16 protein-coding genes are annotated in these 16,478 nt (G+C 46.1%); 13 read left to right on the forward strand and 3 right to left on the reverse strand.

The genetic code is table 11. The features are described from left to right. Nucleotides 1-182: 182 nt before the first annotated feature. The 8 genes from MHH92_RS12225 to MHH92_RS12260 all read left to right on the forward strand — a co-directional run bounded on the left by MHH92_RS12225 (nucleotide 183) and on the right by MHH92_RS12260 (nucleotide 9,827). Nucleotides 183-2,732 (forward strand): beta-mannosidase, encoded by a 2,550-nt coding sequence (locus tag MHH92_RS12225; protein ID WP_340903922.1) that lies wholly within the window; start codon nucleotides 183-185, stop codon nucleotides 2,730-2,732. A gap of 166 nt (nucleotides 2,733-2,898) precedes the next feature. Beyond that, nucleotides 2,899-3,396 carry a hypothetical protein gene (locus MHH92_RS12230; protein ID WP_340903924.1) on the forward strand — a complete coding sequence of 166 codons (498 nt, stop codon included), beginning with the start codon at nucleotides 2,899-2,901 and terminating at the stop codon, nucleotides 3,394-3,396. Nucleotides 3,397-3,473: 77 nt separating this feature from the next. Beyond that, nucleotides 3,474-4,178: a response regulator transcription factor gene (locus MHH92_RS12235; protein ID WP_074094715.1), complete on the forward strand. Its 705-nt coding sequence runs from the start codon at nucleotides 3,474-3,476 to the stop codon at nucleotides 4,176-4,178. Continuing rightward, complete coding sequence (locus MHH92_RS12240; protein ID WP_340903926.1) at nucleotides 4,175-5,215, forward strand: sensor histidine kinase; 1,041 nt, start codon at nucleotides 4,175-4,177, stop codon at nucleotides 5,213-5,215. Before MHH92_RS12235 ends, MHH92_RS12240 begins: the two co-directional genes overlap by 4 nt. 34 nt (nucleotides 5,216-5,249) lie before the next feature. Next, a complete protein-coding gene (locus tag MHH92_RS12245; protein WP_340903927.1) occupies nucleotides 5,250-5,975 on the forward strand; it encodes a cytochrome c biogenesis CcdA family protein in 726 nt (241 codons plus the stop codon). Nucleotides 5,976-5,993: 18 nt separating this feature from the next. Further along, nucleotides 5,994-6,575, forward strand: a complete 582-nt coding sequence (locus tag MHH92_RS12250) for a redoxin family protein (RefSeq protein ID WP_340903928.1) — start codon at nucleotides 5,994-5,996, stop codon at nucleotides 6,573-6,575. A 16-nt stretch (nucleotides 6,576-6,591) separates the two neighbouring features. After that, on the forward strand, nucleotides 6,592-7,680 hold the full coding sequence (gene msrB / locus MHH92_RS12255) for a peptide-methionine (R)-S-oxide reductase MsrB (RefSeq protein ID WP_340903929.1): 1,089 nt from the start codon (nucleotides 6,592-6,594) through the stop codon (nucleotides 7,678-7,680). Between the two features lie 236 nt (nucleotides 7,681-7,916). Further along, on the forward strand, nucleotides 7,917-9,827 hold the full coding sequence (locus tag MHH92_RS12260) for an AraC family transcriptional regulator (RefSeq protein ID WP_340390197.1): 1,911 nt from the start codon (nucleotides 7,917-7,919) through the stop codon (nucleotides 9,825-9,827). Between the two features lie 132 nt (nucleotides 9,828-9,959). Here the strand turns inward: MHH92_RS12260 and MHH92_RS12265 are convergent, their stop codons facing one another. Together MHH92_RS12265 and MHH92_RS12270 are read right to left on the reverse strand one after the other, a co-directional pair. After that, on the reverse strand, nucleotides 9,960-10,631 hold the full coding sequence (locus MHH92_RS12265; protein ID WP_036608867.1) for a hypothetical protein: 672 nt from the start codon (nucleotides 10,629-10,631) through the stop codon (nucleotides 9,960-9,962). Between the two features lie 44 nt (nucleotides 10,632-10,675). Beyond that, nucleotides 10,676-11,197, reverse strand: coding sequence for a hypothetical protein (locus MHH92_RS12270; RefSeq protein ID WP_076318667.1), 522 nt, complete (start codon nucleotides 11,195-11,197; stop codon nucleotides 10,676-10,678). Nucleotides 11,198-11,425: 228 nt separating this feature from the next. On the opposite strand from MHH92_RS12270, the gene MHH92_RS12275 reads away from it, so the two are divergent. The 5 genes from MHH92_RS12275 to MHH92_RS12295 all read left to right on the forward strand — a co-directional run bounded on the left by MHH92_RS12275 (nucleotide 11,426) and on the right by MHH92_RS12295 (nucleotide 15,454). Next, nucleotides 11,426-12,103 (forward strand): SOS response-associated peptidase, encoded by a 678-nt coding sequence (locus tag MHH92_RS12275; protein ID WP_340903931.1) that lies wholly within the window; start codon nucleotides 11,426-11,428, stop codon nucleotides 12,101-12,103. 187 nt (nucleotides 12,104-12,290) lie between these two features. Further along, entirely contained in the window at nucleotides 12,291-13,421 is a 1,131-nt protein-coding gene (locus tag MHH92_RS12280) for an NADH-dependent flavin oxidoreductase (RefSeq protein WP_127546194.1), read from the forward strand. 137 nt (nucleotides 13,422-13,558) lie between these two features. After that, nucleotides 13,559-14,326, forward strand: a complete 768-nt coding sequence (locus tag MHH92_RS12285; protein WP_340903932.1) for a DeoR/GlpR family DNA-binding transcription regulator — start codon at nucleotides 13,559-13,561, stop codon at nucleotides 14,324-14,326. Between the two features lie 20 nt (nucleotides 14,327-14,346). Next, nucleotides 14,347-14,805 carry an OsmC family protein gene (locus MHH92_RS12290; RefSeq protein WP_074094724.1) on the forward strand — a complete coding sequence of 153 codons (459 nt, stop codon included), beginning with the start codon at nucleotides 14,347-14,349 and terminating at the stop codon, nucleotides 14,803-14,805. Nucleotides 14,806-14,863: 58 nt separating this feature from the next. Beyond that, nucleotides 14,864-15,454 carry a DUF2062 domain-containing protein gene (locus tag MHH92_RS12295; protein WP_340903934.1) on the forward strand — a complete coding sequence of 197 codons (591 nt, stop codon included), beginning with the start codon at nucleotides 14,864-14,866 and terminating at the stop codon, nucleotides 15,452-15,454. Here the strand turns inward: MHH92_RS12295 and MHH92_RS12300 are convergent. Continuing rightward, the gene (locus MHH92_RS12300; RefSeq protein ID WP_036670567.1) at nucleotides 15,432-16,361 is read right to left on the reverse strand and encodes an AEC family transporter; all 930 of its coding nucleotides are present in this window, start codon (nucleotides 16,359-16,361) and stop codon (nucleotides 15,432-15,434) included. The genes MHH92_RS12295 and MHH92_RS12300 overlap by 23 nt on opposite strands. Between the last annotated feature and the right edge of the window lie 117 nt (nucleotides 16,362-16,478).

A 16,478-nucleotide genomic window follows, 5' to 3' on the forward strand; every position in this document is an offset into this window, starting at 1 on the left:
CATGGAGAGGTTAGAGCTTCATGTCTTTTTGTTATGCAGAGATTGTTTAACAAATTAAATTACAAAACAGATTGACTATAAGAAGCATATCGTGTTAATTTTGTTTTGTAAGTTATTTGTTTTTATAATAACAAAACCTAACAAAATAATGTTTACCAACTCTAACAACAATGGAGGCTGTCATGAGCACAATACAATCACATGTTTTTCAGAATTGGACGTTCAAGGCTTGCGAAGATCAAGAGTGGATGCCGGCTCAGGTGCCCGGCTGTGTGCATACAGATTTGCTGAAGCTGGGCAAGATTCCAGATCCTTTTTATGGAACAAACGAGAAGGAAGTACAATGGATTGATAAGATAGATTGGGAATATCAGACGGAATTTGACGTTGCCGAAGGCTTGTTCTCCCAAGAACATCTGGAGCTGGTGTTTGATGGTCTGGATACATATGCGGATGTGTATGTGAATGATGTGCATGTGTTATCAGCAGATAATATGTTCCGGGTATGGAAGGCAGATGTAAAGTCTGTATTGAAGGGGAACGGCAACATTCTCCGAATACGTTTTCGGTCACCAATTCAGGAAGATCTGCCGAAGCTGGAGAAGCTCGGATATGCATTACCGGCATCGAATGATCAGTCCGATGTTGGCGGACTTGGCGACAAGAGAGTAAGTATTTTTGCACGTAAAGCCCCGTATCACTATGGTTGGGACTGGGGTCCGCGTTTTGTAACCAGTGGGATCTGGCGTGAAGCACGTCTTGAAGGTTGGACACAGGTACGAATCAATGATGTGTATATCCAGCAAAATGAAGTAAGCGCTACCTCAGCTTCATTAACTGCTGTTGTGGAAGTCGAGACATCACAAGCGGTAGATACGATTATTCGTATCGGCGCAGATGGACAGAGATGGGAAAGATCCGTATCACTACAACCCGGAACTCAGACTGTGGAGATTCCAATTTCCATGGATGAACCGAAACTGTGGTGGAGCCGTGGGCTTGGTGATCCGCATATGTACACCTTCCTTACCGAAGTGCTTCAAGGTGAGCGAGCTGTGGCTGAATCTACAGTGAAGACTGGGCTTCGTTCCATTCGGCTGGTACGTGACAAAGATGAAGCAGGAGCATCCTTTTACTTTGAACTAAATGGTGTTGCGGTCTTTGCCAAAGGGGCCAATCACATTCCAAATGATAGCTTCATCACTGAAATTACTCATGAACGTTATCGTCATGAGATCGTATCCGCAGCCGAGTCTAATATGAATATGCTACGCGTGTGGGGTGGCGGAATCTATGAGCAGGATGTGTTCTACGAACTGTGTGATGAATACGGAATCCTGGTATGGCAAGACTTCATGTTTGCATGCAGCATGTATCCAGGAGATGAAGCGTTCCTGAACAGTGTGAGACATGAGGCGATTGATAATGTGAAACGTCTGCGCAACCATCCAAGTATTGCACTCTGGTGTGGGAATAACGAGATTGATTCGGCTTGGGCTCACTATGTTGAGAATGGTGGCTGGGGTTGGAAAAAGGAATTTACTGCCGAGCAGCGTGAAAGCATCTGGGCCGATTACGAAGCCATCTTCCATGATTTGCTGCCAGAAGTCGTTGAAGCGTATGCGCCAGGTGTGGATTACTGGCCTTCCTCACCACTGGTATCACTGACAGGGGATGAGACGCAGCATGCGCACCCATCCACAGCTGAAGGGGATATCCACTACTGGGGCGTGTGGCACAATGTAGAGCCATTCGAGAACTACAACGTGCATGTGGGTCGTTTCATGAGTGAATACGGATTCCAGTCTTTCCCGGAGTACAAGTCAGTACGCACTTACGCAGAAGAAGAGGATCTGGCTCTGGAGTCGGAAGTCATGCTGGCTCATCAAAAGAATGGAGCAGGTAATCGTCTGATCAAACAGTATATGGATATGTACATGCATGAATCGAAGGACTTCCCATCGTTCCTGTATATGAGTCAGGTGCTTCAAGCGGAAGCGATGAAGACAGCCATTGAAGCGCACCGTCGCCGCAAACCATTCTGCATGGGCACACTTTACTGGCAAATGAATGACTGCTGGCCAGTGGCTTCATGGGCAGGTATGGACTACCTTGGTCGTTGGAAAGCATTGCAATATTATGCGAAACGTAGCTTCAGCGATGTGTTGGTATCGGTAGATGGAACAAAAGAAGATACAACAGATATATATATCATCTCGGATCAATTACAACCTGTAAAAGGGCAGTTACAGATTCGTTTGCTCGGGTTCGATGGAACGGTGCATCGTGATGAAACACATGACGTGACCTTGGCATCTAATACAGGTGATCGAGTGCTGTCATTACGTAACGTGGAATGGCTTGAAGGTCATGATACAGCTAACACGCTGCTGCGCCTGGATCTGAAACAGGAAGGTGCGGCGAATATCGTACAGGAACACTATTTTGTACCGTCCAAAGACCTTGCTCTGCAGCCTGCAAACATCAATGTAAGCGGGGGAGCGGATGAGAACGGCGTTCATCTGGTACTGGAAAGTGACGTGCTTGCTAAACAGGTATGGTTATCTTCGGATGTGGAGGGTGTCTTCTCAGATAACTTCTTCGACTTGATTCCTGGCATTCCGGTGAAGGTGCAGTTCACTTCCAGAGAGGGATTGCAGTCTAATGATGTGATATCAAATCCGGGACCGATCGAGGTTCGATCCATGTTTGATTTTATTCGTTTGACCTAGAAGAAACGGTTGGAGTCTCTCGTAAGAGAGATTTCAACCGTTTTTTTATTGAAACCTGACCCCATTTATATATCGTAATGGTTTCGTAATACTTCGCTTAGAGAATCGTAAGCTGTCTTGCTTATTGTAATCCATGTAAGTAATAAACGAATGGAGAGTGATAAGAATGATGAAAACAAATAAGAGCAAAAAAGTGATGGTAGCAGCGGTATTGATGATGTCTATGGCCTTTTCTGGATTGGCAAGTGCTGCAGATATGAAAACGATTAAAAAGGATGGCATGGAGCTTGTTCAATTGAGACAGGCGGCGAAAATGTATGATTACAGCATTATGTGGGACAGCAAGGACAGATCTGTAACTTTGATGTATATGGGTAAAATGGACGGCAAGATGATGAAAGACGACAACATGATGGAAGATGACATGATGATGAAAGACGACATGAAGATGAAAGACGACAAGATGATGAAAGACGACATGATGATGGAAGAAACGATGATGCCTGCGGGAAAAACGATTAAATTGTGGATTGGATCGAAAAAAATCATGGTAGACGGTATGCAAGTTAACTTGAAATCGATGCCTGTCATCCATGAAGGGAATTCGTATGCGGCTGAGTCTGTAATTAAACAATACATGATGCCAGCCATGGGAATGAAGTGATTTAAGGGCTAAGCATCGCCATCACCATATGATATGATTGGCTCAAATGTATTTTCTGGAATATGGGGTGGGTTCGTTTGAATGAATGTGTACTTGTTGCTGATGATGATACAAATATTACGGACGTTTGTCGCAGGTATCTGGAACGGGAAGGTTATCTTGTCGTGACGGCTAAGGACGGTTTGGAGGCTATTGAGCTGTGGCACAGCCAAACGCCAAGCTTGATTGTGCTCGACCTGATGATGCCACATAAGAATGGCTGGGAAGTTTGCAACGAGATTCGGCAAACTGAGGATGTGCCCATTGTAATGCTGACGGCCCGGGGTGAGGAACAGGACCGTCTGATGGGACTGACGATGGGGGCGGATGATTATCTGACCAAACCATTCAGTCCAAGAGAACTTGTTTTACGTGTGAAGGCAATCCTGCGGAGAATGCGAACTGCGCAGGCATCACCTGTAACAACATCTGAATATACGATCAATTATGAAGGGCTTACCATTGATTTTACCAAGCGTGAAGTGCACATCAGCGGGCAGGCCATTGAATTGACCGTTACAGAGTTTGAGATGTTGTATTTGCTGGCAAGTCACCCGGGTCAGGTGTTCTCCCGTAACCAGATGTTAAGCAAGATTTGGGATTTTAGCTACGAGGGAGATACAACAACGGTGACTGTACATGTTCGGAGATTACGAGAGAAGATCGAACAGAATCCTTCTGATCCAAAATATATTAAAACAGTTTGGGGCATAGGCTACAAGTTTGCGGGTGGCAGTTCATGAAACTTCGCACATACTTGGTATTGTCCAGTCTCACAGGCATTGGCGTATTATTAATTTGTTTGTTCATCAGTTATTCCAAAATGCTGCTTACGATCGAACAATTGTATTGGTTATCGGCTATAACGGCAGGGGTAGGCTTGCTTTCGTTTATTCTTCAATATTTGCTGACTAAGCCATTAGAGAAATCAATTGCGCGAATTACACAGCAGACAATACGAATTGCCGAAGGGGATTTCCATACGGAAGTCCCTCTCATCGGTACACAGGAATTTAAGCTCCTGGCACAGCAATTTAATGAAATGAGTTCCAAGCTGAAGGAAAGCTTTGATCATCTGCATCACTCAGAAACCGCGAGACGAGAGTTGATCGCCAATGTATCCCATGATTTACGGACTCCCTTGGCATCTATTCAGTCATTCGTCGAAGCGTTGGAGGATGATGTCATTAAGGATAAAGAAACCTTTCAACGATACCTGAACACGATACGACTTGAGACGAAGCGTTTGGGAGGGCTTATTCAAGATTTGTTTGAATTATCCAGCTTGGAAGCGCAAGGGGAGGTATTTGACCCTCAGCCTTGTCACGTTGATGAGTTGCTGCTCAGTACGTTGGAGAGTTTTTCGTTTCACCTCGTCGAGAAAACGCTGAACGTTGAAATCGATTTGCCCGATAAATTACCAGCCGCGGTCATGATGCCTGCACAAATGAAGCGGGTCCTTTCCAATTTGCTGCAAAATGCCATTCAATACTCTCCTATTGAAGGAAAAATCATTCTAGCTGCCGAAGAAAAGGGGCCCTTTATACGAATTTCAGTTACGGATGAAGGGGAAGGCATTGAAGCGGAGGAAACTTCGCGTATATTTGAACGTTTTTATCGAATTGACAAATCACGTAGCAAGAGCAATGGTGGGGCCGGGCTTGGCCTTGCCATCGCTCAATCGATTGTGGAACTCCATGGTGGCGAGATCGGGGTTCAGAGTACAAAAGGAGAAGGAAGCTGCTTCTGGTTCACGCTTCCGATCTACGTCAGTCGTTAACCTTGGTTAATCAAACGTAGTATTTATTCAGGTGGTGAATGACTTGACCAGTGATTTGGTTTTCCTTTTCGGCGTTTTTGGTGCAGGATTGTTATCGTTTTTTGCGCCATGTATTCTGCCGCTGATCCCGGTATATGTGTCTTATCTATCCGGAAGCATGGTCAACGGTACGAATCAGCAGCAGCCTGACACCAATTCGGTTCGGTTGCGGTCCACACTTGTTTTGCGGACTTTTTTATTTGTTCTTGGGCTGTCCCTGGTATTTGTTTTACTCGGTTTTGGTTCCGGCATCGTTGGTAATTTGATCTCAAGTCCTGTGTTTATTGCGATCTGCGGAGCCATCGTGGTGCTTTTTGGGATTTATCAAACCGGGTTGATCCGACTATCCTGGCTGGAACGGGAGAGAAAGCTGTCAAACGATCAAGCCAAACGGGGAGGGTATGTCGGAGCGTTCCTGTTGGGTCTAACGTTTAGTTTTGGCTGGACGCCTTGTATCGGGCCTGTGCTGGCGGCCATTCTTGGTATCGCCGCAGGAGAAGGCTCTCCACTGTATGGCGGGTTTCTCATGTTCCTGTATACCCTTGGGTTAGCGATTCCTTTTCTGATTCTGTCCGTTTTTTCGGAATATGTTATGAAGCGGATACGTCGTTTATACAGGTACATGGGTGTCATCAAAATAACTTCCGGCTGTATTCTTATTATCATGGGACTATTGTTAATGACAGACCGACTAAACAGCTTGGTGACCTGGTTTCAATAATCATTGGAGGAATTTGGTATGAAGATGGCACGGAAATGGATGGTATCTGTAATCGTATTTGCTGGAGTCCTGTTGATCTTGAGCGGATGTGGATCACAGCAAACTGGATCACAGCAAACGGGGTCATCATCAACCCCAGCATCAACATCCGATATGAGTTCGTCAACCATGATGAACAAGGGAGAGACGGCTCCTGAATTTTCATTGCGTGATCTGAAAGGAAACACGGTTGGACTTTCTGATGTTCAAGGAAAGAAAGTGTATGTGAAATACTGGGCTTCCTGGTGTTCCATCTGTCTTGCGGGTTTGGAAGATCTGAACAATTTGGCTGGTCAAAACAATGATTTTCAAGTCATTACGATTGTGACGCCAGACTACAAAGGAGAGAAATCCTCCCAAGCGTTTACCGAATGGTTTGACCAACAGCCGTATGATAACATAACTGTTCTTTTGGATGAGAAAGGTGTATGGGCCAAGAAATTTGGCGTAAGAGCATATCCTAGTTCCTTTTATATTGGCTCTGATGGTATTTTAACGAAATCGCAGCCAGGGCATGCATCCAATGAACAGATCATGGAGTCATTACAAGAGATTTTGTGAGAAAGGAGGAAGTGTCATGAAAAGGACGTTGCTGGGCCTGTGCCTCCTTGTTATAGCGATAGTTGTGTCTGCTTGTGGAAACAGGGCTGAGAGCCATTCAGCTTCATCTTCGATATCCACTCAACCTGTCAAGGCATCGAGTGTCTCCGAGGAAAACCTGAGTAACCTGTACTTGGCAGGAGGCTGTTTCTGGGGTGTGGAGGCATATATGGCTCGTATTCCAGGGGTTCAGGATGTGACTTCCGGTTATGCCAACGGTGCAGGAGAGAATCCAACCTATGAGGATGTTATTCGCGGGGACCAGGGGTTTGCGGAGACTGTTCATGTAAAATATGATCCGCAGCAAGTATCTTTGCAGAAACTGCTGGAATCTTATTTTCGAGTTATTGATCCTACGAGCTTGAATAAGCAGGGCAATGATCGTGGCGTTCAGTATCGGACTGGAATATATTATACGTTGCCTGAAGATGCCAAAATCATCGAGCAGGCTGTAGAGGCAGAGCAAGAAAAATATGACCAACCCATTGTAACGGAAGTAATGCCTCTGCAGAATTATTATTTGGCGGAGGAGTACCATCAGGATTATTTGGAAAAAAATCCGAACGGATATTGTCACATTGATATGACTGTTTTGGATGACCTGGAGATTAGAATTGATCCCGCTCAATATCCACGTCCAACAGATGAACAATTAAAGGAACGTTTAACAGATGAACAGTATGCGGTTACGGTAAACAATGATACGGAGCATGCGTTCAGTAACGAATACTGGGATAATGAGGAGCCCGGTCTGTATGTGGATATTGTAACGGGAGAGCCGTTATTCACCAGCCGGGATAAGTACGATTCCGGTTGCGGGTGGCCGAGTTTTACAAAACCGATTGTACCTGAGGTTGTTACCTATACAACGGATACGAGCTTTGGGATGGATCGCACGGAGGTACGAAGCCGGGCAGGTGACATCCACCTCGGTCATGTGTTCGATGATGGTCCCGAAGATCGTGGTGGCAAACGTTACTGCATTAACAGTGCATCGATCCGCTTTATTCCGCTAGACAAGATGGAGGAAGAACGATACGGATATTTATTGTCTTTTGTCGAGTAGAGAAGGGCAGCTGACTTTATCAAAACATAATAAGGCCATAATTTTAGAATGGTTGAGATCTCTCTATGAGGGATTTCGACCGTTTTTTATTTTGCGGCATCTAACAAAAACGAAGGTAGGCTTCAAAGATGGTTGCATCATTGTTATAATTGATAATCATTATCAATTATAGGTGGGTTTTTAGTCACAATGCCAAGGTATTGTGTGTGTTTGATCGCTTAGGAGAGGGAGTTTATATGGGAATTCAGAATGACATCAAGCTGTGGGATCAGGTTCAGGTTCGCGTGCTTGATGTGCGTCTTATATCACTCGGAACACACGAGTTCATACGCAATTATGTGTTACCGACGAGTGCATTTGTGTATGTTCAAGGCAGGGGGCAGGTCTGGCTTGATGAAGAGGTATGGACTACAAACCAGTTCTTGTTGCTGCATGGGGGAAAAGGAAGACGCCTAACACTTGAAGCGACAGGGGTTATGGAGGTACATCTGATTTTGTACAAATCAACCTTGCCCTCCAATGTGCTTGTGGAGTACCGAATGATGTTGAACCAGCGTAATCCGTTTGAAGAGTCCTGGGCGACAGTGCCGGATCATACACTTGAGCTGCGTGAGCTTGTGCGGAATATACATGAATGCTGGTCAGGGCAGGAGCGAGTGGGCAAAATTCAGGTTAAAGTGTATTTTTTTCAACTGGTACAGCTTGTCTTGTTACAGCGGAGTCGCATGTTTAACGAATTTCAACAGCCTTCGCTTACCGATCAGGTTTTGCGATATATCAAAGCTCATTACCGGGAATCCATCTCACTTGATTTGCTTGCCCAGTCCTTGAGTTACAGTCCGCAATATTTATCACGCAAATTCAAGGAACAGACGGGATGTACACCGACAGAATATGTGATTCGGTTACGAATGGGTGAGGCAAGGAGTCTGCTTGCGTCCACAGAAGCTTCATTACAGGAGATTGCTGCGTATGTGGGTTATGTGGACCCATTTTATTTCAATCGTATATTCAAAAAAGAGACCGGAATCACACCAGGGCAATATCGGTTGAAGCAGCAGGAAAACTCGAAATCAGTTTCAAAAAGTACATTAAATGCAATAAATCAATCCATTGTAACAGGAGGGGATGAACGTTATCCTTTAATTGATGATGATAATCATTATCAATATAAGGGAGATGAGGAAATCAACATGTTTAACCATTTTAAATCAGCGATTATGTCGCTTGCGCTTGTACTCACATTGAGTGCTTGTGGAACAGCCCAGCAGGGGGCAGAAACATCCGAAGTTGCGGCTGAACCCGAACAACCGGCAGTCGTGGAAACCCAAATGGTAAATACGACCTTTGGTGAGGTAGAGATTCCTGCACATCCGGAGCGAGTTGCTGCCATAGATTATCTGGGAACGGTGCTTGCTCTTGGTGTCAAACCGATTGGTGGAGGCCAATTTCTGATGAACAGTCCTTATCTGGAAGGTCACATGGATGGTCTTGAAACGATAGGGGATTCCGTTGAACAATTGATGGAGCTGGAACCTGATCTTATTATTACATTGAATCCGGACAAGGCGGCTTATGAGAAATATAGCAAGATTGCTCCGACCGTTTCGATCGCATCCATCACTTTTCCGACACTCAAGGACGAAGTGAACTATTTCGGTAAAGTCCTTGGCAAAGAAGCGGAAGCAGAGAAGTGGCTGGCTGATTTTGATGAGGAGATTGCCAAAATCAAGCAGGAGGTGCAGAGTGTTGTTCCAGCTGATGCTACATTCTCCGTTATGCAGGAATATGATCGCCAAGTCTTCATTTTTGGCAATCAGTCGGGCCGGGGAGGGCGTAACATCTACGAATTGCTTGGTTTGCAAGCACCAAAGAACATTCCGTCCGAGTTGATGCAGGGCGCCTATCATGAATTCTCCATAGAACTGCTCTCCAAATACGCTGGAGATTACATTGTGCTGACCAGCAAGTCTCAGTTGAAAGACCTTCAGGCAGATCCGATCTGGGGTTCATTGCCTGCTATCAAAAATGGAAAAGTGTACATATGGACGGAAGAACAATCCTGGTTCCGTGACCCTATTGCCTTGTTGAAACAGACACAGGATCTGGCTGAATGGATTATTGGACTTAATACACCGTCTAAATAAGGAACTTCAAAAAACCGTGCCGCCCAGTTTGCTGAGCAGCACGGTTTTCATATTCTTATGTAGGACTGAACAGTAGAGGGGATTAGCTGCCTGTACGGAGATGAAATAACAGTGTGATTACCGTATAAGAGTTTATTCGCTCTTTTGTTCGTTCTGAATTTCTTGCAGATCCTCCAGTTGCAGTGTGAGGTCATTCTCGGGGTTTGCGCTCACAATGACTTCTGACTGAGATTGTTGCTGACCTGGCTGATTCGACTTGGCGGCAGGTTTGATCACGTAGAGACTTTGAACGGAGTTGAGCAGGCTGGCAGGGGTGTCTTCATACGTTTCCAGGAAGAGTACATAGTCTTTGGTAGGAATCAGCTTGAGGTTGTCATCATTAATAATCTCGGTGTTGCCAAGTTGTCCGCCAAGTTGCTTCACTTCAAGTTTTTCCCCGGCAGTGTAACCGCCTTTATAGGATTCAGCGACCTGAATCGTGTGGATCGTATAGATTTTGTCAAAAGAAGCTGGCTCTCCGCCCGGATCGGACGCAGGGTTTAACTCGTTTTCATTGGCAGCATCAGTAACTTGTACAATATCGTTTAAAGCTTCCACACGAGTCTCAACAACACTGCCTTTCACAATGGTATTTGCTCTCTCGGACAGGTCGCCAATGCTGCCATAACTCGGGTAATCTTCAGAAGCAATAATGGTCATGGGTGCATCGGATGGGGACGCGGTAGGTGTAACAGAAGAACATCCAACAGCAGATAAAATGAAAATGGAAGAGAGAAGCAGCGTTAACACTCGATTTTTGTTCATGGACAGGAATCCTCCTTGGATTTTTGGAATAAGTTCGTAGCGGATTAATACTTGGATTTTACGTTATTGATATCAAAAGTTTGGGGTTGGGTCATGGAATTGCGGTTACGGGAGTAAGACATAATGGAAGGACTACTTGTTGTCGGGTTGTCACCGAGCCAGATGGAGTGTCCGAGTTCGTGGACAAATACGCTTTGAATGAAGTTGGATAAGTTGGTCGCGTCAGGGGTGATTGTGGATGCATTGAGTTCGATGCGGAAGCTTACGACTTGACTGCCGGATACGGAGGCGTAGTTGACACCATATGCTGTATTATTGAAGTTTCCTGCGGTGATGGTGTTTGGGGAGTTACTTGTTTTGGTGAATTTAACTTTGGCACCTGCATTGTTCCAGTTGGTAAGGGAAGTGTCCATGGGAGTCTGCCATGCGGCGGCGTAATTATACGTACGAATGGGGATGGTGGTGCTGGGATAACCGTAGGTCAGAAAGGTTGCCGCATAGATGGTACTGCCAAACATCGCAATCGCTGAGAACAACATGATGCTCATCAAAAACTTCCTTTTCATACTTAAAACCTCCAATAAATGTATTTTATTCTCTATTATAGTAACAAGTAATATTGGAGTTGAAATGAGTCCGAGGTCGTTGTTTTTGTCGTGAAAAACATGAAATATATCTTGATCCGACCCTAATGGTGTCAAAATAAGTCATTTCCTGTTCAATGTTCATGAATAATTTCCCTAAAATTACAAACAATACGTTCAACTTCTCATAGGGAAAGGTAGTGCTTGAACATGTGCAACCGTTTTTCATTGGCAGCCGATTTGGACGATGTCAGAGATCATTTCAAGATTCAGCGAGTGATGTATTATTACAAAAACCGATACAATATCAGTCCGACCCAGCATACGCCGATTATTTTGCATCAGGATGGTGAGCGTGTACTGGATGAGTTCCGGTGGGGGTTCATTCCATTCTGGGGGCGTGATGCCGTTAACGCAAACCTCATGACGGTGCATGAGAATCCCTCCTATTACAAACTGGTAGAGACCAAGCGCTGCATTATTCCCTGCAATGGATTATATTACTGGCGGCAAGAGGGCAAAAAAAGTTATGCGGTTCGTGTTGTTATGCCGGATCGTGGCCTGTTTGGGATTGCTGGGTTATATGAGGTGTGGAGAGATACACGGAAAGAGCCGCTTCGTACCTGCACGATGCTTATGACAGGCGCAAATATGGTTACACGCGAGTTTGGAAGTAAAATGCCAGCGATCCTTTCCGAAGAAGAGATCAACACCTGGCTTGACCCGGCTAATACACGGGTGACTCAGTTGTTACCGCTATTGAAATCGTATAACAGTACAGAGATGAATCTGTATCCGGTAACACCAATGGTCGCCAACGATGAACACGACTGTTACGAATGCGTAGAAGAGATGGATCAGAAGCTGGCTTACGTTCGGAGTTTCTGAGTATCCTTTGGAAGATGTGAAGAAAATGAAGAGGGCTGAGAGTCTGGAGACACTCTGCTCTTTTTTTCCTTTCTGAAAATGAAAAGTTGCAATTGCAGTGAAACGTAACTATAATCATTACAGTAAGCGAACGCATATATTCGTATATCTATTAAAAGAGATATTTATAATCAGGAGGGAACCACGAATGAATCCAAAGTTTAACCAGATGTTTGAACAAGTCTCACTACCGACTGGCATTACACTGAAAAACCGTATCGTGCTCGCTCCCATGACTCATATGTCCTCGAATGCTGATGGTACGATATCCGACGCTGAACTTGCTTATTATGCACGTCGCACCGGTGGTGCGGGCATGTCAATTACGGCTGTAGGGCATGTAACAGAGACAGGCATTGGTTTCCCGGCTCAATTTGGCGTATATGACGACCGCTTCATTCCTGGTCTGAAAAAACTGGCTGATACCATGAAACAACAGGGCTCCGTAGCTGTATTGCAAATTTTCCATGCGGGCCGTCTGACTCCTGAACAAGCTGTACCTGCGGGTCAAGTAGTTGCTCCTAGTGCGGTTGCAAGTGAGCGTCCGGGCTCTCCTGAACCAAGAGAGTTGACGGATGCCGAGATTACTTCGATTATCAAAGACTTTGGTGAAGCGACACGTCGTGCAATCGAAGCCGGCTTTGATGGTGTTGAGATTCACGGTGCTAATGGTTATCTGATCCAGCAATTCTTCTCCCCGCATTCCAACCGACGTGAAGACCGTTGGGGTGGTAGTGTCGAGAAACGTCTGACATTCCCACTTGCTGTAGTGGATGAGATTCAGAAAGTGGTTGCCGAACATACCAAACTGCCGTTCATCATTGGTTACCGTTTCTCCCCGGAAGAACCGGAAACACCGGGACTCACAATGGAAGATACGTATGCACTGGTGGATGCGCTTAAAGATAAAAACCTGGATTACCTGCACGTTTCCCTGAACGAATTCTGGTCCAAGCCAAGACGTGGCGAAGCAGATACACGTTCTAGAATGGAATTCATCCTGGATCGTGTGAACGGCAAATTGCCTGTTATCGGCGTAGGTTCAATTCATACGGCTGATCAGGCCGCTGAGGCGCTTCAAACGGGAGTACCTCTGCTTGCCATTGGACGTGAGCTGATTATTGAACCAGATTGGGTTGAGAAAATCGAGAGTGGACGGGAAGAAGATATTGAGACGATTCTGACCAAATCGGATCAGGAACGTCTGGTTATCCCTGACGGGTTGTGGAATGCAATCATCCACACACCGGGCTGGTTCCCTATGGCAGAAGATAAATAAGATACACTTCAGAACTGGAATGGAGGGGGCGAAAGCTCCCTCTTTTTGCACATGGTCCAAATTCTCCTTGTCATCGCTCTGTGGTATGATGGATGAACAGGATCAACTGGATAATCAACGGTTTGGAGTGAAGGAATATGCTCGTAGCTGAACGGTATGAGAAAATAGTGGAATGGGTGGATACGCAAGGTAGCATGCGTGTGACCGAACTTAGTGAGCGCTGCGGGGTGACGGAAGAGACGATTCGTCGTGATCTGGACAAGCTCGAACAGGCGGGCAGGCTCAGACGGTTCCATGGCGGGGCGGTCAGCGTAAAATACAAGGATGAGTTACAGTCGGAGATTCCATATCCGGAACGGGCTGTAGCCCATGCAGAAGAGAAGCGTAGAATTGCAAGCGAAGCGGTGAAAATGGTGGAATCCGGCGACCGGATCGCCCTGGATGCAAGTACAACGGCGTGGTATATGGCGGCAGGATTGCCAAACATTCCACTGACGGTATTAACCAACTCGATTAAGGTCGCCGCTGAGCTGAGTAACAAGGAACAGATTCGAGTTATTGCCACAGGTGGGCAACTGGCTTCGAAGTCACTGTCTTTTGTAGGACCGCTGGCGGAACGTTCGCTTGATGCCTATCATGTGGATAAAGTATTTCTGTCTTGCAAAGGTGTGCATCTGGCCAAAGGCATTAGTGAATCCAATGAATTACAGGCCTTGGTGAAGCAGAAGATGATCCATATTGCGGATGAGGTCATTTTACTTGCAGATTCCAGCAAATTTAACATACAGGCGTTTACCAGAGTTGCTGAGATGAGCAGTGTGGGCAAAGTGATTACAGATCAGGGTGTAGATGAAGAGCACGTTAGCGCATTGATTGAGCAGAATATTACGTGTATACGTGTGTAAACAAGAAAGGAATGAATGTCATGAAACATCCTTTTCATCTGAAAGCGGTATGGAATGGTGGGCGTAACAGTGAGGGAACAATCGATGCAGGTGGATTAAAAACGGTCATATCGATTCCGCAGGAGATGGGCGGACCCGGTACGGGAACTAACCCGGACGAGATGCTGCTGGGTGCAGCCTCCACCTGTTACCTGATCACGCTGGCAGCGATGCTGGAGCGTTCGGATATTACGCCGGATGAATTAACGCTTGAATCGGAAGCAACGGTAGATGTTACGAATAACGTATTTACGTACGAACGGATCGTACATAGACCCCGGATTGTGCTCAGCGCAGATGCCTCTGAGGCGGATCTTACCAAGGCTGAGCGCTTGGCGCATAAGGCTGAATCCTCCTGTATGATCTCCCGAGCGGTTGCAGGTAATGTCCAGATGGAGACACAGCCGGTCGTTGTTACTACAGGTGCTAACGCGGTGTGATATACTGAAGAATAGACGATTCAAGTTGTCATTTGTGTAAAATAAGGAGTAATTCGGTATGAACACACAGAAGCGCAAGACTAACCGCTGGGCACGTTTAACACGTGTTATGAAGCTGAATTTTCTCAAATTGTTACGCGCTCCCGGAGGTGCCCATAAAGTATCTACCGGATTTGCTATAGGGTTCGGACTGGAACTGATCGTGATCTCGACCGCTTCCCTGATATATCTCGTATTTTATCCGATTGTGCGACTGTCTGGGGGTTCGGTGCCAGCAGCCATTGTTGGTAATGTGATCGGGAAAATTACGTTTTTACCTATTATCCTGATGCCGCTCGCGAAACAAATTGGCTCATGGATATTGCCTGCGCACAGCATGGGACAGGGACCGGTACATGAGAGTGCATTCATGGAGCTGTTTCGCGGGAACTGGTCGGCCGTGAGTGAATTGTTGCTTGGTGGACTGGATATTCTGGCAGGCATGTCCGTGTTTGGTGTCATTCTGGGTGTGATTTCGTACTTTGTCGTAAAATTCTTCTACGTCAGAGCGCTCAACCGGCGTTATGAACGCCGGCTGGAGAAACGCCGCCAAGCGGATATCGCTTCGGTATCACCTCCGGTATTAATCAGGAAGCCATCACAATCATAATGGGCAGCATCAACATGGATGCAGCGGTGGTCCACAGAATGCAGCGGGATACAAACTGCGGAGAAGCATTGAACTGTTCAGCCAAAATAACAGCGTTCACTGCGGTCGGCATCGATGCGAGGATCAGCAGTACACTGAACAACGTACCTTCGACCTGAAGCGCGGTCAGTATCAGCCAGGACAGGATTGGCGCAGCTGCGAGACGTACCACAAGCCCGGTCCAGAAAGCTCGGCGTACATTGGGCAACCAAGGCACCGTTGCACCTTTTGGTCTGAGCATCTGTGCTCCCAGAATAGCGAGAACGACAGGAGAGTAACCCGCAGCCAGCATGGAGATCCCTCCATCCAGCGCTTCAGGCAGGCTCAGATTGGATGCACGCAGCGCAATGGCGATGCCAGCAGCATAGATGGATGGCATGCGGAAAACGGAAAGGATCGCATCTTTCACCGTGAATTCGGATCTCGCGGCAAAAAAGATACCTACCGTATTAACAATGATCATCTGTCCAATGACGTAGACCGAAGCCTTGTCCAGTCCAAGCTGACCAAAGGCAAGCAGTACAAGCGGGAGCCCGTAATTCACGCAGTTCGTAAACGTGGAGACGAGGGTGAGACCCGCTTTTTCGCTTGCACCCAGACGGAACACCCGGCTCAACAGCTCGGCGAGGGCCCACAGAGCAATCAGATTAATAATAGAGAACCAGAACGTGCTGGTGACATCCGTCCAGGTAATCTCTGCATGCAGCAATGTATTGAAGATGAGCGCAGGGCTCAAAATATAAAGGGAAAAGGTCGAGAGCGACCGGGTATCCCAATTTTTAAAGCGTTTTAACAGAATACCTCCGATCACGGGAAGTGATATCGGCAAGAACACATGGTATAAGGTGAGTAAAAATGAGTGAAGCAATGCAATTCAGTCCCTTCTGGATGAAAAACCTATCTTATCATAGCAGAAGATGCATCTCATATGAATGGATTTCAGTATGATGATGTGTAGTAATCGCCTTGCTTAACTAAGGATTTC

The organism is Paenibacillus sp. FSL M7-1414, assembly GCF_038003195.1.
Lineage (GTDB): Bacteria > Bacillota > Bacilli > Paenibacillales > Paenibacillaceae > Paenibacillus > Paenibacillus amylolyticus.